The organism is Janibacter hoylei PVAS-1, assembly GCF_004025845.1.
Taxonomy (GTDB): Bacteria; Actinomycetota; Actinomycetes; order Actinomycetales; family Dermatophilaceae; genus Janibacter; species Janibacter hoylei.
In genome coordinates, this window is the sequence record NZ_PIPF01000010.1 from 238,608 (window position 1) to 255,960 (window position 17,353).

The window sequence follows — 17,353 nt, forward strand, 5'->3', positions numbered from 1 at the left end:
CGGCAGCCTAGGCGGGCACGTCGAGGACGATGGTCACCGGACCGTCGGCGTGGATGTCGATCGCCATGTCCGCGCCGAACCGTCCGGTCGCGACCGACACCCCGAGCTCGCGCAGTCCGTCGGCGACGGCCGCGACGACCGGCTCGGCCACCGGGCCGGGGGCCGCGGCATTCCACGACGGCCGCCGCCCCTTGCGCACGTCGGCGTGGAGGGTGAACTGGCTGACGACGAGGACCTGCGCGCCCCGGTCGAGGACCGAGGTCTCGTCGCGCAGCAGGCGCAGCTGGGCGATCTTGCGCACCGTCGTCGCGATCTCCTCCGGCCCGTCGTCGTGCGTCACCCCGACGAGCGCGACGAGCCCCTCGCCGATCTCGCCCACGACCTCGCCCGCCACCGTGACCCGAGCCGAGGTCACCCGCTGCAGCACCGTCCTCACGGGGTGCGCAGGTCGAGCACCTCGACGGCCCCGACGGGTCGGCCGTGCCCGAGCACCGGCTGGTCGGCCAGGTCCCGCAGCCCGGGGGTGTCGACGCCGAGCGTCAGGAGGGCGTGGGCGAGCAGCCCCCGCCGGGCCCGGGAGAAGGGCGCCCCGTCGGCGACCTTGACCGCCACGCCGCGCCCGTCGGCCAGGCCGGCCGCGTAGACCGACTCGGCGCCGTCCTTGGCGATGAGCCCCGGCACGGCCTGCATGAACTGGGTGACGTCCCGATCGGTGCCGCCGACCATGTGGGGGGCCGTGCGCATGGCGTCGGCGACCCTCCCTTCGTCCGTCGTGGGCTCCGCGGCGGCGAGCCGTCCGAAGGAGGCGGCCAGCCCGCGCAGCGGGACCGCGAAGAGCGGCGCGCCGCACCCGTCGACCGTCGTGTGGGTCACCTCGCCGACGACCTCGTCGGTCGTCGTCCGGATCGCCTGCTGCAGCGGGTGCTCGGGGTCGAGGTAGGTCTCGGTCGGCCAGTCGTTGACTCGGCACGTCGCGAGCATGCCCGCGTGCTTGCCCGAGCAGTCCTGGGCGACCGGCTCCGGGCCGCGACCGCCGGCCAGCCACCGCGCGTGCTCGAGCTCGCCGAGCGGCAGGGCGGGCGTGTTGCGCAGGGCAGACAGGTCGAGACCCACCGTCGCGAGGATCTCGGCGGCCCCCTCGCGGTGGACCTGCTCCGCGGAGTGGCTCGAGCACACGAGTGCGAGCAGGTGCGGCGGCAGGTCGAGGCCGTGCCGGACCATCGCGAGCGCCTGGATCGGCTTGAGCGAGGACCGTGGCAGCACGGGGTCGCCGACCCGGCCGTGGCGAAGGGGGGTCCCCCCACCGGGGTCCGTGGCGACGAGCGTCGCGCGGTGGGCGGACTCGACGAAGCCCCCGCGGGTCACGTGGACCAGCACGGGGGCGTCGTCGAGAGCTGTGGTGTCGGGGGCCTGAGCGGTCACCCGCCGGAGGCTACCGGCTCACCACAGGGTCGGCTGCTCCGCGAAGGGAGCCGGACTCCTTCAGTCGCCGACCTTCTCGGTGGCCTTGGCAGCAGCGGTCGTGGTCTTGGCGGCCGTCTTCTTGGCGGCGGTCGCGGTCGACTTGGTCGCGGTGCGGGTGCGGGTCGCGGCCTTCTTGGCGGTGGTGCTCGTGCGCTTCGCGGCGGTGGTGGTGCGCTTGGCGGAGCCGGAGACGGCCTCCTTCGCCTTGGCGGTGTCGACCTTGACGTCGACGTCCACGGAGTCGGCGACGGCCTCGGCAGCCTTGGCGGCCTCCTTGCGACCGATGGTCAGCGTGGCCTTGGCGGAGCGCTCGACGTCGGCGACGGCCTTCTTGACGGTCGTGACGACACCCTTGCCCAGGGCGACGGTGGCCTCGGCCTGACCGACGAGGTCCTGGGTGGCCTTCTGCTTCTTGATGCGGGTGACGAGGGCCTCGCCGCGCTTGGTGAGGTCGGCGTAGTAGGCCTGCGCGTCGGACGGGGCGGCCTTGACGCGGGCCTGGACCTTCTTGGGCTCCAGCTCGGCGCGCAGGGCGGCGATCTGGGCGGTGTAGCCGCGGACCGTCTCGACGGTGAGGTCGGTGGCGCCGATGGTGGCGTAGGTCTGGTCGGTGACGACCTTCTTGACGGTGGTGGTGACGCTCATGAGGTGCTCCTTGGAGTGCTCTTGCGGGTGGACGTGCGCGAACCCGACGACGCTGCCGAGCCCTTCGTGCTGGCCGCGGTCTTCTTCGCGGTGGTCGTGGTCGCCTTCTTCTTCGGCGTGGACTGCTGGGCCGCCTTGCGGGTGGCGCGGGCACGCGGCGTCGGGCGCGCGGGCCCGGCGTGGTCGTCCGCGGCGGTGACACCGACGAAGGACTGGTAGATCTCGAGCAGCGTCTGCCGCTGGCGCGAGGTGAGTGCGGGGTCGGTGGCGATCGCGGCGCGTGTCGTGGCCCCGGCCTCGGCGGCGGCGGCGTCCTTGGGGTCGAGCAGCCCGGCCTGGACGTAGAGGGTCTCGGCGGAGATCGACAGGCCCTTGGCGATCTGCTGGAGGATCTCGGCGCTCGGCCGCTTGACCCCCCGCTCGATCTGGCTCAGGTAGGGGTTGGAGATCCCGGCGATCGCGGAGAGCTGGCGCAGCGACAGCTTCTTGGTGAGCCGCTGCTCGCGCAGGTACTCACCGAGGTTGTTGCCCAGGTTGCCCGGGAGGGCGTCCAGCGGGTTCTTCGACATGCCCCCAGTGTGCTTGCTCTAGTTAGCAACTGCAAGCCAAAGACAGCAGAAGGTGACCCGACTCACCCCCGGGGGACGACCACCGTCTGGGCGGCGGCGATGTCCGGGGCGACGAGCAGGTCGGCGGAGTCGTCGGTGTTGCGCTTGAGCAGGGCGAGCGCGATCGGGCCGTCCTCGTGGTGCCGGGCCACGGAGGTGATCCGACCGACGACGCGCTCCCCGAGCGTGATCTCCGCGCCGGGGTCCGGGAGCGTGTGCCCGGAGCCGTCGAGGTGGACGAAGGCGAGCCGGCGCGGGGGTCGCCCGAGGTTGTGCACCCGGGCGATGGTCTCCTGACCGCGGTAGCACCCCTTGTGCAGGTGCACGGCCGTGCGCAGCCAGTCGAGCTCGTGGGCGATCGTCCGGTGGTCGGTCTCGGCCCCGAGACGGGGACGCCACGCGGCGATGCGCAGCGCCTCGGCGGCCCAGGTGCCGACGAGCTCGCGGTCACCGACCGCGGCGGCGACCTCGTCGACGGGGACGATGACCTCGCGCCAGCGCCGGTCGCGCCCGGGGTGCTCCTCGACCGGCGGGCCGTAGAGGGCGGAGTCCCCGACGAGTCGGGGCCAGGGGTCGACCCAGGTCGGGGGCTCACCCTCGCTGCCCTCGCGGTCGACGGTCTCGCCGAGCACCGCGTAGCGGTCCGAGACGTCGGCGACCTCGACCCGCAGCATGAAGCGCATCGAGTCCAGCCAGGCCGCCAACGACGCCGCGGTCCCCGGCTCGACGGTGATCCAGGTCGTCTCACCGTCGTCGACGAGGTGCAGGGCGTGCTCAACGTGCCCCTTGGGCGTCAGCACGAGCGACTCGGCGGAGGTGCGCGGCGCGAGACCGGTCAGCTGCTGCGAGGTCAGCGAGTGCAGCCACGAGAGCCGGTCCGGTCCGGTGACCGTGACGACCCCGCGGTGCGACAGGTCGACGACCCCCAGCCCCTCGGCGAGGATCCGCTGCTCCCGCATCGGGTCCCCGTAGTGGGCGGCAACCCCCGCGTCGAGACCCTCGCCCGGGACCGCGCCGGGCGCCTGCAGCAGGGGAGAGGTGCTCATGACCCCAATCTACGGCGTTCAGGGAGTCACCACCCCGGGCCCCTACCATGTGGCCATGCTCGAAGAATTCGCGGACACCGACGACACCGTCGAGGAGTCCCGCCGCCCACGCCGGCGCCGTCGCGGCCGTCGCATCATCGGCTCGCTGCTCGCCCTCGCCCTCCTCGTCGCCGTCGGCGTCGGCGGCTACGGCTGGTTCCTCAGCAGCAAGGTCGACCGCAACCTCACGCACGAGGACCTCCTCGGCGCGAGCGCGGCCAAGACCGAGACCGCCAGCGGCAAGAAGCTCGTGAGCGACATGGGCACCAACTACCTGCTCATCGGCTCCGACGCCCGCCCCGGCGAGAACGCGAGCCGGTCCGACGTCATCCAGCTCATCCACGTGCCGAGGGACCGCAAGGAGGTGTGGATCATCCACTTCCCGCGCGACCTGTACGTCCCGATCCCCGGCCACGGCGAGGGCAAGATCAACGCCGCCTACGCCTACGGGCAGTCGCCCCTGCTCGTCGAGACGATCCAGGACCTCGTCGGGGTCAAGATCGACCACGTCGCCAAGACCGACTTCGAGGGCTTCAAGAACCTCACGGACGCCCTCGGGGGCGTCACGGTCACCAACCAGCACGCCAGTCCCGAGTACCCCGCCGGCCAGCTCGAGCTCGACGGCGACGAGGCCCTCGCCTACGTCCGCGAGCGCAAGACCCTCGCCGAGGGCGACATCTCCCGCGGGCAGCGGCAGCAGGCCTGGCTCAAGGCGATGATGGCGGAGACGCTCAGCCCCGGTGTGCTGCTCAACCCGGGCAAGCTCGGCGACGTCATCGAGGCCGGGACGAGCAACACCGTCGTCGACAACGACCTGACGACCGGCCGCATCCGCAGCGAGGCGATCAAGATGCGCAACGTGCGTGGCGGCGACATCCACTTCGTCACCGCGCCCTTCAGCGGCTACGGCACGACGAGCCGGGGCGAGTCGATCGACGTCCTCGACGAGCCCGGCATGGACCGCCTCTCCGACGCCCTGCGCACCGACGACATGGAGGGCTACGAGGAGTAGGGAGGGCGCTGCGCCCCCTGCCCTTCGAAGCGCTCGCCAGTGCCGTCTCGGGGGGTCACTCGACCCGCTTGAGCTCCGCCGAGAGGTGGCTCGTCATCGGCTGGCCCATCGCGGCCATGTCCATGACCCACATCAGGTTGGACTTCACGAGGCCGTACATGCGCTTGGCCGCGGAGTACTCCTTCGCGTGCGGGCTGCGGATGACCCCGTCGGTCTGCAGCTCGATCCGGCCCGGCTCCACCGTGCCGTAGTACATCTCGACGATGCCGGTGGGGTGGACGAGGAGCAGCTCCGCCTCCCCTTCGCCCCCGGCCCGCCAGAAGCCCAGCTCGGTGCCCGACGGACGCACCTTGTTGCCCTCGTCGTCGAGGATCCACGACTGGCTCTCCCACCGGAGGAAGGGGCGCGAGTCGTGGCTGACGACGATCTCCTGACCGAAGTTGGCCGACTCGATCGACGGGTAGCCGAGGACGCCGGCGCCCTCCCAGCGGCCGACGAGCCAGGCGAGGGGTGCGACATCGGGGTGGATCGTGGGATCGAGGGTGAACACGCGCCCATCGTAGACGCGGCGTCGACCGCCCGACCGCCCCGAGGAGTCGCTAGACGAGCGGCAGCCGAGCCACGAGGTGCACGAGCGGCGCGACGACGAGGACCGACGCGGCACCCGCGGCGAGCGCCCCGAGGGGGCCGTCGACAGCGGCCCGCTGGGCGAGGGCCCGACGCATCGCGGCGGCCGCCCCGGCCCCGGTCACGCCGATGAGCGCCGGCCAGGCGGCGAGCTGACCGTCGATGACGAAGTGAGCGGCCAGCGCGGCGAGACCACCGACGAGCATGCCCGTCGGGATGAGCCACGGGCTCGCCCCCGGGCGCTCGAGGACCAGGTCGACGAGCGCCGCCACCGCGAGGGCGATGCCCACGACGACGACCGGCCCACCCCCGCCGACGAAGACCGTGCTGACGAAGAGCCCACCGCCGCCGATCGTCAGCAGGCCGAGGGCCGTGCCGGACAAGGAGGTCGCGAGGTGCACCCGCGCGGGGGCATGGACGAGGGGGTGGAGGCACATGGCGATGACGCCGAGGGCGATCGCCGCCGGGACGTGCTCGAGGTAGGGCTCGCGGTCCTGCACTGCCAGGGCTGCGCCGAGGGCCAGCGCGGTGACCGCGAGGACCACGGTCATGCCGACGTGACTGCGTGGAGCGACGAGCGGCGGCCAGCCGATCGCCACGGCGAGACCGATGGTCACGATCGTCACGATCTCGACGACGCGCTCCCCCGAGGCGCCCGCGGCGCTCAGGGCGAGCCCGGCCACGACGGTCGCGGCGACCACGACGGGCCGTGGCCGCGTCGCCGGGGCCGTCGCGTCGACTCCCCGGTCCGCGCCCGCACGCTGCGTGCGGCGCGAGGCTCGGGTCTCGTGCTCGGCGGGTACATCTGTGGTCACGTGGCGAGGGTAGCCGCCCGTTCACGCATATTCTTGGGGGCGATGGCCAGACTGCTCCTCCTCACGGACGACCTGGCGCCCAGCGCAGAGATCCTCCCTGCCCTCGGGCTGCTGGGCCATCACGTGCGCACGCTCCCTGCCGAGGCGGCCGCCGTCATCGAGGCCCCGGCCGTCGACGTCGTCCTCGTCGATGCCCGCACCGAGCTGGTCCAGGCGCGCTCGCTCTGCCGCGTCCTGAGCGCCACCGGCACCGGCGCCCCGGTCATCGCGATCCTCACCGAGGGGGGCCTGACCGCCGTGACCGCCGAGTGGTCGGTCGACGACGTCGTCGTCGAGGGGGCCGGTCCCGCCGAGGTCGAGGCCCGGCTGCGCCTGGCGATGACCCGCACCGCCGAGGCCGACGCGGAGGACGACGAGCGGATCGTCGCCGGCGACCTGACGATCGACGAGAGCAGCTACTCCGCCCGGCTCGGGACGCGGCTGCTCGACCTGACCTACAAGGAGTTCGAGCTCCTCAAGCACCTCGCCCAGCACCCGGGTCGCGTCTTCACCCGGGCCCAGCTCCTCCAGGAGGTCTGGGGCTACGACTACTACGGAGGGACCCGCACCGTGGACGTCCACGTCCGACGCCTGCGCGCCAAGCTCGGCAGCGAGCACGAGCAGCTCATCGGCACGATCCGCAACGTCGGCTACCGCTTCGTCCCCGACCGCGGCGACGAGCTCACCGAGACGGGGGGCGAGGTCTCGTGACCTGGTCTCCCACCCCCTTCGTCGAGCTGGCTCCCGAGCAGGTCGAGCAGGTGCGCGCCGCTGCGTCGGCCGTGGCCTCCGCCGACGGGGTCGAGCCGCTCAGCGAGGCCTTCCTCCTCGCTCTCCCCCGGGCCGGCGACCACCTCCTCGTCACGGACGGCGACCGCCTGCTCGGCTACGCGGCCACGCTGGCCGACGGCTCGCTCGAGGCCTTCGTCGTCCCCGACGCCCGGCGTGAGGGCACCGGGACCGCCCTGCTGACCACCGCCCTCGAGCGGCGCCCCGACGCCCGCCCCTGGGCCCACGGCGACCTGCCCGCCGCCCGCGCGGTCGCCGACCGCCTCGCGCTGCACGTCGTGCGCGAGCTGCTCGTCCTCGCCCGCCCGGTCGGGCCCGGCGACGAGATCGACCCGCAGCTGCCCGACGGGATCCGCCACCGGACCTTCCGACCCGGTGAGGACGACGCCGCACTGCTGGCCGTCAACGCGGCGGCCTTCGCCCACCACCCCGAGCAGGGGAGTCTCGACGCCGACGGTCTCGCCGAGCGGGCCGCTCAGCCCTGGTTCGACCCCGAGGGGCTCATCCTCCTCGAGGACGACGACCCGAGCCGTCTCGCCGGATTTCACTGGACCAAGATCGACCCGCCCGGCGGGAGCACCGGCGAGGTCTACGTCGTCGGCGTCCACCCCGAGCTGCACGGCCGGGGGCTCGCTGGCCCGCTGACCCGGCTCGGTCTGGCCCACCTCGCCCGACGCGGCGTCGTGGACGTCGAGCTGTACGTCGAGGGCGACAACGAACCCGCCCTCGCGACCTACCGCAGGGCCGGCTTCGAGCGGCGGGCCGTGCACGTGATGTATTCACGCGAGGTTCACCCCGCAGTGACAGGATGAGGTGCATGTCCGACGCTTCCTCCCCCGTGCCCCGCCCTGCCGTGACCGCGCGCCCGGGCAGTGGTCCCGCCGGAGACATCTCGATCACCTCCTCGTCCCCCGCCGCGACGCCCGAGCTGCGCCCGCGGGCGACCAACGGCCGCTTCGTCCGCGCCGGCGGGAGCGACGACGCGGACGAAGCGCCAGACCTGCCCGTCGACCGCTTCCTCGACCGCGAGATCAGCTGGCTGCAGTTCAACGAGCGCGTGCTCCAGCTCGCGGCCGACGAGTCCGTGCCGCTCCTGGAGCGCGCCCGCTTCCTCGCGATCTTCACGAGCAACCTCGACGAGTTCTTCATGGTCCGGGTCGCCGGGCTCAAGCGCCGCATCGCCACCGGCATCGCGGTGCGCAGCCCCTCCGGGCTCGAGCCGCGCGAGGTGCTCGAGCAGATCTCGCGCATCGCGCACGACCTCACGGCAGTGCAGACCCGCATCTTCGAGGACTCGGTCCGCCCCGCGCTCGTCGACGAGGGCATCAGCATCGTGCGCTGGAGCGAAGTCGAGCCCGCCGAGCAGGAGCGGCTCGGCGAGCTCTTCGGCAGCGAGATCTACCCGGTCCTCACCCCGCTCGCCGTCGACCCGGCCCACCCCTTCCCCTACATCTCCGGGCTCTCGCTCAACCTCGCCGTCATCCTCATCAACCCCAAGACGGGCAAGGAGCACTTCGCGCGGATCAAGATGCCGCCCTCGCTCCCGCGCTTCCTCAAGGTGCGTCGGGCGACGGCCTCGGTGACCTCCGACCTCTTCGAGGCGCGCTTCGTGCCGCTCGAGGACGTCATCGCCGCCCACCTCGACCAGCTCTTCCCCGGCATGGAGGTGCACGAGCACTACTCCTTCCGCGTCACCCGCAACGAGGACCTCGAGGTCGAGGAGGACGACGCCGAAAATCTGCTCGCCGCCCTCGAGAAGGAGCTGACCCGGCGCCGCTTCGGCCCGCCGGTGCGTCTCGAGGTCGAGGAGGACCTCGACGACCACGTCATGGAGCTGCTCTCGCGCGAGCTCGGCGTCACCGACGACGAGGTCTACCGTCTGCCGGCACCGCTCGACCTGCGCGGTCTCAACGAGATCGCCGACATCGACCGGACCGACCTGCACTTCCCTCCCTTCGTCGCCCGGACCAATGCCGACCTGGCGCCGGCGGAGTCCTCCAAGGCCGCCAACCTCATCGGCCGCATCGCCCGGCAGGACGTGCTGCTCCAGCACCCCTACGACTCCTTCTCGACCTCGGTGCAGGCCTTCATCGAGCAGGCCGCCGCTGACCCGCAGGTCCTCGCGATCAAGCAGACGCTCTACCGGACCAGCGGCGACAGCCCGATCGTCGACGCCCTCATCGACGCCGCCGAGGCCGGCAAGCAGGTGCTCGCCGTCGTCGAGATCAAGGCGCGCTTCGACGAGCAAAACAACATCGAGTGGGCCCGCAAGCTCGAGCACGCCGGCGTCCACGTCGTCTACGGCATCGTCGGCCTCAAGACCCACTGCAAGCTGGCGCTCGTCGTGCGGCAGGAGGCCGACGGGGTCAAGCGCTACTGCCACGTCGGCACCGGCAACTACAACCCCAAGACCGCGCGCCTCTACGAGGACATGGGGCTGCTCACCTCCGACCCCGTCGTCGGTGAGGACCTGACCCGCCTCTTCAACCAGCTGTCGGGGCTCGCGCCACGCAGCAAGTTCAAGCGTCTGCTCGTCGCACCCCGCAGCATCCGCGACGGACTCGTCGAGCGGATCGACAAGCAGATCGCCCGCCAGGAGCGCAGCGGCGACGGCTACGTCGCCGTCAAGGTCAACTCCCTCGTCGACGAGCGGACGATCGACGCCCTCTACCGCGCGAGCAACGCGGGGGTCCGCGTCGACGTCTGGGTCCGCGGCATCTGCGCCCTGCGCCCGGGCATCGACGACCTGAGCGCCAACATCCGGGTGCACTCCGTGCTCGGCCGCTTCCTCGAGCACTCCCGCGTCTTCCTCTTCGGGCAGGGCGAGGACCGGGAGGCGTGGATCGGCTCGGCCGACCTCATGCACCGCAACCTCGACCGACGCGTCGAGGCCCTCGTGCGCATCAGCGAGCCACGCCACGTCGACCAGATCTTCGATCTCGTGACGCGTGGCATGTCCGGCGACTACGCCCACTGGAGCCTCGACGGCGACGGGCGCTGGACCCGGGTGCACCAGGGCCCCGACGGGTCCCCGCTGCCCGACATCCAGGCCGCCCTCATCGCGATGCACGCCAAGCGGCGCCGCAAGGCGCGGCGCTGACGATGGCCACCGTCCTGGCCGCGGGCACCCTGCCGTGGCGACGTCGGCGCGGGCGACTGCAGGTCGCCCTCGTCCACCGCCCCCGGTACGACGACTGGTCGTGGGCCAAGGGCAAGCTCGACCCCGGCGAGACCTTCCCCGTCGCCGCGGTGCGCGAGACGCTCGAGGAGACGGGGCTGCGCGTGCGGCTCGGGCACCCGCTGCCGACCACGACCTACACGGTCGCGACGAAGTCCGGCCCCGCGGTCAAGGAGGTGCGCTACTGGGCCGCCGAGGTGACCGGCGGCGTCGGCGGGCTCGTCCACGAGGTCGACGAGGTCGCCTGGCTCGAGGCCGACGCGGCCCGTGCGACGCTTACCTACCCGCACGACCTCGCCCAGCTCGACGCCCTCGTCGCCGCGGACGCGCAGGGGAGCCTGACGACCTGGCCCCTCGCCGTGCTCCGCCACGCCAAGGCCCGCCCCCGCGCCTCGTGGACGGACGACGACTGGCTGCGGCCCCTCGACGACCAGGGGCGTACACAGGCGGCCGACCTGGTCCCCCTCCTCGCCGGCTACGGCATCGAGCGACTCGTCAGCAGCCCCTCGACCCGGGCGAGCGACACCCTCGCCCCCTACGCCACCGCCTCCGGCGGACGCCTGCGCCTCAAGCCCGGCCTGTCCGAGGAGGGTTACGCCGAGGACCCCAGCCGCGCCGGCCACCACCTCAACCGGTTGCTCGAGCGGGGTGTCCCCGCCTGCCTGTGCAGCCACGGGCCGGTCCTGCCCGACCTCGTGGCCCGGGTGCTCGAGCGGGTCGACCCACGCCTGGCCCCCGGTCTCGTCGCGCGGTCCGTCGTCGACGACGCCGTCGGCTCAGGCCTGGCGAAGGGAGAGGTCCTCGTCGCCCACGTCGTGGGCACCGGCGAGGACGCGCGGGTGGTCGCTGCGGAGCGGCACCACCCCCTCGACCGCGGCTGAGGACCGGCGCGGCGAAGACCGGACACCGGCTCCCGATACCCCGAAGACGCACGCGGCGCGACCGGACCACGCATTGTGCAGGTCTGATTCATCGACTGTTCACCGGTTGCGGCCCTTGCGGTCACCGTCGCTCCCTACTTTCGTTGCGTACGACCACGGCGGTCGCGGCGGGCTGCCCTCGTCGCGCGTCCGTGTCCACCCCCTCAGAGAGGTTCGACAGACGTGATCCGTTCCACCCGCGGCCGCAAGGTCCTCACCACTTCCGCTGCTCTTGCCCTGACCTTCACGATGGCCGCCTGTGGCGCAGGCAACGAGGGCGAGACCTCCGCCTCCGGTGGCGACGGCGACGCCGCTGCCTCCGCCTCGGGCACCATCAAGGGTGCCGGCGCCAGCTCCATGGAGAAGGCGCAGAACGAGTGGATCGCCAACTTCACCGACGTGGCCCCCGACGCCACCGTCGAGTACGCCCCCGACGGCTCCGGCACCGGCCGGGAGAAGTTCATCAACGGCGCCGTGAACTTCGCGGGCACCGACTCCGCCATGGAGGACGACGAGATCGCCAAGGCCAAGGAGAAGGGCTGCACCGGCGAGACCATCCAGTTCCCGATCTACGTCTCCCCGATCGCCGTCGCCTTCAACCTCAAGGACGTCGACAGCCTCAACCTCAGCGCCCCGGTCATCGCCGACATCTTCTCCGGCAAGATCAAGACCTGGAACGACCCGGCGATCGCCAAGGAAAACGAGGGCGTCGACCTGCCCGACACCAAGATCACGCCGGTCAACCGCTCGGACGAGTCCGGCACCTCCAAGAACTTCTCCGCGTACCTCTCCGAGGCCGCCCCGGAGAACTGGAAGCACGAGCCCGAGGACGTCTGGCCGATCAAGGGTGGCGAGGCCGCCAAGGGCACCTCCGGTGTCGTCGACACCATCGGCGCCGGCGAGGGCAACATCGGCTACGCCGACGCCTCGCAGATCGGTGACCTCAAGGCCGCCAAGATCAAGGCAGGCGAGGAGTTCATCGAGTACAGCCCCGACGCCGCCGCCAAGATCCTCGAGAGCGCCGAGCGCGTCGACGAGAGCAGCAAGACCAACTACGCCGTCAAGCTCGACCGTGGCAACGCGGGCGAGGGCGTCTACCCGGTCGTGCTCGTCTCCTACGCGGTCGCCTGCACCGACTACGAGGACAAGGACGTCGCCAGCACGGTCAAGGCCTACCTCGAGTACGCCGTCTCCGAGGACGGCCAGAAGGCCTCCACCGACGCCGCCGGCTCGGCCGGGCTGAGCGAGGCCGCGACCAAGAACGCGACCGACGCCCTGGGCCAGATCAAGACCGACTGACCAGTGTGACCCTCAGGGTCGACCCGATCGGCCCTGTGGCTGCAGCGCAGTCGCAGGGCCGATCGGCCTGTCAGCCCACCCCCTTCCCACCCCCTGAAGGAAGCAGCAGGACACCGTGAGCAGCACCTCAGCAGTGGACTCCCCCGGACGGAGCGACCTGAAGTCCGGACGCCGATTCGGCGACGCCGTCTTCAGCGGACTCTCCCTCTCCGCCGGCGTCGTCATCCTCCTCGTCCTCGTGGGGGTGACCTTCTTCCTCTTCTTCGGGGCCAAGGACGCCCTCGTGGCCGACCCCTCCGAGGTCCGCGGGCAGAAGGGCCTCGTCGCCTACATCGGGCCGCTGATCTTCGGCACCCTGCTCTCGTCGATCATCGCGCTGCTCATCGCCGTGCCGCTGTCGATCGGCATCGCCCTCTTCATCAGCCACTACGCGCCGCGCCGCCTGGCTGCGGGCCTGGGCTACATCGTCGACCTGCTGGCGGCCGTGCCCTCCATCATCTTCGGTCTGTGGGGCATGCAGATCGCGCAGAGCGCCGTCCCGACCTTCGAGTTCCTCCACGAGTACCTCGGCTGGATCCCGCTCTTCGGCGGTGAGTCGGTGACGACCACCGGTCGCACGATGCTGATGATCGGCGTCGTCCTCGCGATCATGATCCTGCCGATCATGACGGCGGTGAACCGTGAGGTCTTCCTCCAGACGCCGCGGCTGCACGAGGAGGCCTCGCTAGCCCTCGGCGCCACGCGGTGGGAAATGATCCGCCAGACGGTCATCCCCTTCGGCAAGTCGGGTGTCGTCTCCGGTGCGATGCTCGGTCTGGGCCGCGCCCTCGGCGAGACGATGGCCGTCGCGATCATCCTGTCCGCGAGCGGCGGCGGCTACTCCTGGGAGCTGCTCACCTCGCGCACGCCGGGCACGATCGCCGGTGACATCGCGCTGAACTTCCCGGAGTCCTTCGACATCGAGCGCAGCACCCTCTTCGTCTCCGGTCTCGCGCTCTTCGTCGTCACCTTCCTCGTCAACATGTTCGCTCGGTGGATCATCTCCCGCCGGTCCGAGTTCTCTGGAGCCAACTGATGACCGCCACGACCCACGACGACGTCCAGGCGGACGGCCGCCTCGAGCAGCCGGTCCGCTGGGCGATCCTCGCCGGCGCCGGTGTCGCCGCCGTCGCCCTCCTCGCCGTGGTCGGTGGGCTCAGCCCGCTGACCGTCATCCTCGTCGGTGCGCTCTTCTACTGCATCGCGATCTACGTCGCCTCGCGCAGCGTCGAGGGCTCACGGCACGCCATGGACCGCCTGGTCACCGGCGTGGTGACGACGACCTTCCTCCTGGCGATGGTGCCGCTCGTCTCCGTGCTGTGGACGATCATCTCCAAGGGCCTGGACCGCTTCGACGTCGAGTTCTTCACCTACTCGATGCGCGGTGTCACGACCGGTGAGACCGGCGGGGCCTACCACGCGATCATGGGCACGGTCATCACGACCGGCATCGCGACGCTCATCTCCGTGCCGATCGGCCTCTTCGCCGCGATCTACCTCGTCGAGTACGGCAACAAGGGCCCGCTCGCCCGCGGTCTGACCTTCTTCGTCGACGTCATGACGGGTATCCCGTCGATCGTCGCGGGTCTCTTCGCCATCGGCTTCTTCACGATGATGCTCGGCGACGAGTCCTACCAGTCCGGCATCGTCGGCGCCGTGGCGCTGTCGGTCCTGATGATCCCGACGGTCGTGCGCTCGAGCGAGGAGATGCTGCGCCTCGTACCCAACGAGCTGCGCGAGGCGAGCTACGCGCTCGGCGTCTCCAAGTGGCTGACGATCGTCAAGGTCGTGCTGCCGACCGCCGTCGCCGGTCTGGCCACGGGCGTCACCCTGGCGATCGCCCGCGTCATGGGCGAGACGGCCCCGCTGCTCATCACGATGGGTGCGGCCAAGGCCGTGAACTTCAACCCCTTCGAGGGCTCGATGTCGGCGCTGCCGCTCTTCGCGTACAGCTCCTACGCCAACCCGGGCACCAACAAGGACGACAGCATCGCCGCCGCCTGGACCGCAGCCCTGGTCCTCATGGTGATCGTCATGGTCCTCAACATCGTCGCCCGCCTCATCTCCAAGTTCTTCGCCCCCAAGACCGGTCGCTGACGCGACAGACAAGGAACCACGACGTGTCCAAGCGCATCGACGTCAAGAACCTCGACATCTACTACGGCGACTTCCTCGCCGTGAAGGACGTCTCGGTCACCATCGAGCCCCGGTCGGTCACGGCCCTCATCGGCCCCTCGGGCTGCGGCAAGTCGACCTTCCTCCGCTCGCTCAACCGCATGCACGAGGTCATCCCCGGAGCCCACGTCCAGGGCGAGGTGATCATCGACGGGGAAAACCTCTACGGCAAGGGTGTCGACCCGGTCATGGTCCGCCGCAAGGTCGGCATGGTCTTCCAGAAGCCGAACCCCTTCCCCACCATGTCCATCCGCGAAAACGTCCTCGCCGGCGTCAAGCTCAACAACAAGCGGATCAAGAAGTCGGACGCCGACGAGCTGGTCGAGACCAGCCTGCGCGGCGCCAACCTGTGGAACGAGGTCAAGGACCGCCTCGACAAGCCCGGCTCCGGCCTCTCCGGTGGTCAGCAGCAGCGCCTCTGCATCGCCCGCACCATCGCCGTCAAGCCCGAGGTCGTCCTCATGGACGAGCCGTGCTCGGCGCTCGACCCCATCTCCACGCTCGCGGTCGAGGACCTCATCGCCGAGCTCAAGGAGAACTACACGATCGTCATCGTGACGCACAACATGCAGCAGGCGGCGCGCTGCTCGGACCGCACGGGCTTCTTCAACATCGAGGGCACCGGCAAGCCGGGTCAGCTCGTCGAGTTCGACGACACCCAGAAGATCTTCAACAACCCCACCGAGAAGGCCACCGAGGACTACATCTCCGGTCGCTTCGGGTGATCTGCCGCCCCCCTTCGCCGGGGGCAGCCGCGAACGGCCGACGGACCCGCAGGGGGGATCCGTCGGCCGTTCGTCGTGCTCGGGGTCAGACGCCGAAGAGCGGCATCGCCACCCACATGACGACGGCTGCGCTCAGCCCCGCGCCGGGGAAGGTGAAGATCCAGGCGCCGACGATGTTCTTGGCGACGCCCCAGCGCACGGCCTTGAGCGAGCGCGTGGAGCCGACGCCCATGATGGCCGCCGTGATGGCGTGCGTCGTCGAGATCGGCGCCCGCAGCATCGTGGCGACGTAGAGGATCGAGGCCGCGGTGACCTCCGCGGCGAAGCCCTGCGGCGGGTCGAGGTGGATGATCCCCCGACCAAGGGTGCGCATGATGCGCCACCCGCCGGCGTAGGTGCCGAGGGAGATGACGACGGCGGACATGACGAGGACCCACATCGGGATGTGGTGGTCGTCGCCGCTCTGGTACCCGGCGACGGTCAGGGCGAGCACGACGACGCCGGCGGTCTTCGCGGCGTCCTGCATGCCGTGGCCGAAGGCCATGGCCGCGGCGGACGCGGTCTGCGCCATGCGGAATCCGCGCTTGGTCCGCCCCGGGTGGGCGTCGCGGAAGATCCGCAGGATGAGCTTCATGACGAGGAAGCCGACGAGGATGCCGACGAAGGGTGAGACGAGCATCGGGATGACGACCTTCTCGAAGATGCCTGCCCACTTCACGGCGGCGCCGGCGGCGAGCGCCGCACCGCCCAGGCCGCCGATGAGCGCGTGCGACGACGACGACGGGAGGCCGAACCACCACGTGAGCAGGTTCCACAGGATGGCGCCGAGCAGCGCGGCACCGCACAGGACGAGGCCGAGCTCACCGCCGGGGGCCTCGATGATGCCCTTGCCCACCGTCTCGGCGACCTTGGCGCCGAAGAAGGCGCCGAAGAGGTTGGCGACGGCCGCCATGGCGAGCGCAGCCCGCGGGGTCAGGGCGCGGGTCGACACCGACGTGGCGATCGCATTGGCCGCGTCGTGGAAGCCGTTGGTGTAGTTGAAGCCCATCGCCAGCGCGGTGACGAGCGCTACGGGAAACCAGTCCACGAAGGTCAGGACTCCTTGATGGCGATCGTCTCGACCCGGTGGGCGACGCGCTCGAAGGCATCGGCCGCCTGCTCGAGGCGCTCGATGATGTCCTTGTGCTTGATGATCTCGACGGGGTCGGTCACCGCGCCGCCGAAGAGGTCCCGCAGCAGCGTGCGGTGGATGACGTCACCCTCGTTTTCGAGGCGGTTGATCTCCACCCAGTACTCCGGCAGCGCCTTCATCGTCGCCAGGCGGGGCATCGAGGCGGCCGTGAGCTCGGCCATCCGGACGATGACCTCCATCTGGCCGGTCACCTCCGGCATGAGCCCGTCCATGCGGTAGAGGACCACCATCTGGCCGACCGACTCCAGGGAGTCGGTGCAGTCGTCGAGGGCCGCGGCCAGCTCGACGATGTCGCCGTGGTCGAAGGGGGTGACGAAGCTCGAGTTGACCTTGTGGATGACCGCGTGGGTCACCTCGTCGGCGTCGTGCTCGATGTCCTTGAGCCGGGGCAGGAGCGCCTCGCGCTCGGCGGGCTCGGCCGCCAACATCTGGGTCAGGGTCTCGGCAGCCAGGACGCTCTGACGGGCGCTGTCGGCGAGGAGCTGGAAGAAGGCGTCGTCGCGGGACGACGGTCGCAAGATGCCCACGGGGGTCAGACTCCGGTTCAGGGGAGGAAGCAGGGTCGCGCCCACTCTAGGACCGCTGGGCCATCCACGCGTCATCGGGCGTTCACGCGCGAGACACCGGGGATGCACCGGGTCGGGAGCGCCTCACGGCGCACGGCCGCTCGTGGCGGCGTATTTTGGGACCCGGGGCTACCGCGACCCGGTGCACCAGACCAGCGTAACCACGCGGTGGCCG

General features: G+C 71.1%; 18 protein-coding genes. 9 read left to right on the top strand and 9 right to left on the bottom strand.

Annotated features, from left to right (window positions below):
• Positions 1-7 precede the first annotated feature (7 nt).
• The 5 genes from dtd to ygfZ form a co-directional block, all read right to left on the bottom strand.
• Positions 8-436 (bottom strand): D-aminoacyl-tRNA deacylase, encoded by a 429-nt coding sequence (gene dtd, locus CWN80_RS11195; RefSeq protein ID WP_040881202.1) that lies wholly within the window; start codon positions 434-436, stop codon positions 8-10.
• Positions 433-1,422, bottom strand: a complete 990-nt coding sequence (locus CWN80_RS11200) for an asparaginase (protein WP_007927276.1) — start codon at positions 1,420-1,422, stop codon at positions 433-435. The genes dtd and CWN80_RS11200 overlap by 4 nt, the downstream gene beginning before the upstream one ends.
• A 60-nt stretch (positions 1,423-1,482) precedes the next feature.
• Positions 1,483-2,109, bottom strand: a complete 627-nt coding sequence (locus tag CWN80_RS11205) for a hypothetical protein (protein WP_007927277.1) — start codon at positions 2,107-2,109, stop codon at positions 1,483-1,485.
• Positions 2,106-2,678, bottom strand: coding sequence for a helix-turn-helix domain-containing protein (locus CWN80_RS11210; protein WP_128277296.1), 573 nt, complete (start codon positions 2,676-2,678; stop codon positions 2,106-2,108). The genes CWN80_RS11205 and CWN80_RS11210 overlap by 4 nt, the downstream gene beginning before the upstream one ends.
• A 62-nt stretch (positions 2,679-2,740) precedes the next feature.
• Positions 2,741-3,763: a CAF17-like 4Fe-4S cluster assembly/insertion protein YgfZ gene (gene ygfZ / locus CWN80_RS11215; protein WP_007927280.1), complete on the bottom strand. Its 1,023-nt coding sequence runs from the start codon at positions 3,761-3,763 to the stop codon at positions 2,741-2,743.
• 55 nt (positions 3,764-3,818) lie between these two features.
• Here ygfZ and CWN80_RS11220 point away from each other — a divergent pair, with 55 nt between their 5' ends.
• Positions 3,819-4,814, top strand: coding sequence for an LCP family protein (locus CWN80_RS11220; protein WP_007927283.1), 996 nt, complete (start codon positions 3,819-3,821; stop codon positions 4,812-4,814).
• A 55-nt stretch (positions 4,815-4,869) separates the two neighbouring features.
• On the opposite strand, the gene CWN80_RS11225 is transcribed toward CWN80_RS11220, so the two are convergent.
• Both CWN80_RS11225 and CWN80_RS11230 read right to left on the bottom strand, forming a co-directional pair.
• Complete coding sequence (locus CWN80_RS11225; RefSeq protein WP_128277297.1) at positions 4,870-5,364, bottom strand: heme-binding beta-barrel domain-containing protein; 495 nt, start codon at positions 5,362-5,364, stop codon at positions 4,870-4,872.
• 49 nt (positions 5,365-5,413) lie between these two features.
• Positions 5,414-6,256 carry a hypothetical protein gene (locus CWN80_RS11230; RefSeq protein ID WP_128277298.1) on the bottom strand — a complete coding sequence of 281 codons (843 nt, stop codon included), beginning with the start codon at positions 6,254-6,256 and terminating at the stop codon, positions 5,414-5,416.
• A 42-nt stretch (positions 6,257-6,298) separates the two neighbouring features.
• Between CWN80_RS11230 and CWN80_RS11235 the strand changes: the two genes are divergently transcribed.
• From CWN80_RS11235 to pstB, 8 genes are all read left to right on the top strand, one after another.
• Positions 6,299-7,006 (top strand): response regulator transcription factor, encoded by a 708-nt coding sequence (locus tag CWN80_RS11235; protein WP_040881214.1) that lies wholly within the window; start codon positions 6,299-6,301, stop codon positions 7,004-7,006.
• Entirely contained in the window at positions 7,003-7,896 is an 894-nt protein-coding gene (gene mshD / locus CWN80_RS11240; protein ID WP_007927288.1) for a mycothiol synthase, read from the top strand. Before CWN80_RS11235 ends, mshD begins: the two co-directional genes overlap by 4 nt.
• Before the next feature lie 5 nt (positions 7,897-7,901).
• Positions 7,902-10,184 carry an RNA degradosome polyphosphate kinase gene (locus tag CWN80_RS11245; RefSeq protein WP_007927290.1) on the top strand — a complete coding sequence of 761 codons (2,283 nt, stop codon included), beginning with the start codon at positions 7,902-7,904 and terminating at the stop codon, positions 10,182-10,184.
• 2 nt (positions 10,185-10,186) lie between these two features.
• Positions 10,187-11,143, top strand: a complete 957-nt coding sequence (locus CWN80_RS11250; RefSeq protein WP_007927292.1) for an NUDIX hydrolase — start codon at positions 10,187-10,189, stop codon at positions 11,141-11,143.
• A 222-nt stretch (positions 11,144-11,365) separates the two neighbouring features.
• Positions 11,366-12,481, top strand: coding sequence for a phosphate ABC transporter substrate-binding protein PstS (gene pstS / locus CWN80_RS11255; protein WP_007927294.1), 1,116 nt, complete (start codon positions 11,366-11,368; stop codon positions 12,479-12,481).
• A gap of 115 nt (positions 12,482-12,596) precedes the next feature.
• The gene (pstC, locus tag CWN80_RS11260) at positions 12,597-13,556 is read left to right on the top strand and encodes a phosphate ABC transporter permease subunit PstC (RefSeq protein WP_051987952.1); all 960 of its coding nucleotides are present in this window, start codon (positions 12,597-12,599) and stop codon (positions 13,554-13,556) included.
• Positions 13,556-14,617, top strand: a complete 1,062-nt coding sequence (gene pstA, locus CWN80_RS11265; RefSeq protein ID WP_007927296.1) for a phosphate ABC transporter permease PstA — start codon at positions 13,556-13,558, stop codon at positions 14,615-14,617. The genes pstC and pstA overlap by 1 nt, the downstream gene beginning before the upstream one ends.
• Positions 14,618-14,640: 23 nt before the next feature.
• Positions 14,641-15,420 carry a phosphate ABC transporter ATP-binding protein PstB gene (gene pstB / locus CWN80_RS11270; RefSeq protein WP_007927297.1) on the top strand — a complete coding sequence of 260 codons (780 nt, stop codon included), beginning with the start codon at positions 14,641-14,643 and terminating at the stop codon, positions 15,418-15,420.
• Positions 15,421-15,505: 85 nt separating this feature from the next.
• On the opposite strand, the gene CWN80_RS11275 is transcribed toward pstB, so the two are convergent.
• Both CWN80_RS11275 and CWN80_RS11280 read right to left on the bottom strand, forming a co-directional pair.
• Positions 15,506-16,507, bottom strand: coding sequence for an inorganic phosphate transporter (locus CWN80_RS11275; RefSeq protein WP_007927298.1), 1,002 nt, complete (start codon positions 16,505-16,507; stop codon positions 15,506-15,508).
• Positions 16,508-16,512: 5 nt separating this feature from the next.
• Positions 16,513-17,139: a DUF47 domain-containing protein gene (locus CWN80_RS11280; protein ID WP_007927299.1), complete on the bottom strand. Its 627-nt coding sequence runs from the start codon at positions 17,137-17,139 to the stop codon at positions 16,513-16,515.
• Positions 17,140-17,353 lie beyond the last annotated feature (214 nt).

Coding starts and splice junctions, on each gene's coding strand:
- CWN80_RS11205 (WP_007927277.1), bottom strand. CDS start 2,109: ATGAGCGTCACCACCACCGTCAAGAAGGTCGTCACCGACCAGACCTAC.
- CWN80_RS11210 (WP_128277296.1), bottom strand. CDS start 2,678: ATGTCGAAGAACCCGCTGGACGCCCTCCCGGGCAACCTGGGCAACAAC.
- ygfZ (WP_007927280.1), bottom strand. CDS start 3,763: ATGAGCACCTCTCCCCTGCTGCAGGCGCCCGGCGCGGTCCCGGGCGAG.
- CWN80_RS11220 (WP_007927283.1), top strand. CDS start 3,819: ATGCTCGAAGAATTCGCGGACACCGACGACACCGTCGAGGAGTCCCGC.
- CWN80_RS11235 (WP_040881214.1), top strand. CDS start 6,299: ATGGCCAGACTGCTCCTCCTCACGGACGACCTGGCGCCCAGCGCAGAG.
- CWN80_RS11245 (WP_007927290.1), top strand. CDS start 7,902: ATGTCCGACGCTTCCTCCCCCGTGCCCCGCCCTGCCGTGACCGCGCGC.
- CWN80_RS11250 (WP_007927292.1), top strand. CDS start 10,187: ATGGCCACCGTCCTGGCCGCGGGCACCCTGCCGTGGCGACGTCGGCGC.
- pstA (WP_007927296.1), top strand. CDS start 13,556: ATGACCGCCACGACCCACGACGACGTCCAGGCGGACGGCCGCCTCGAG.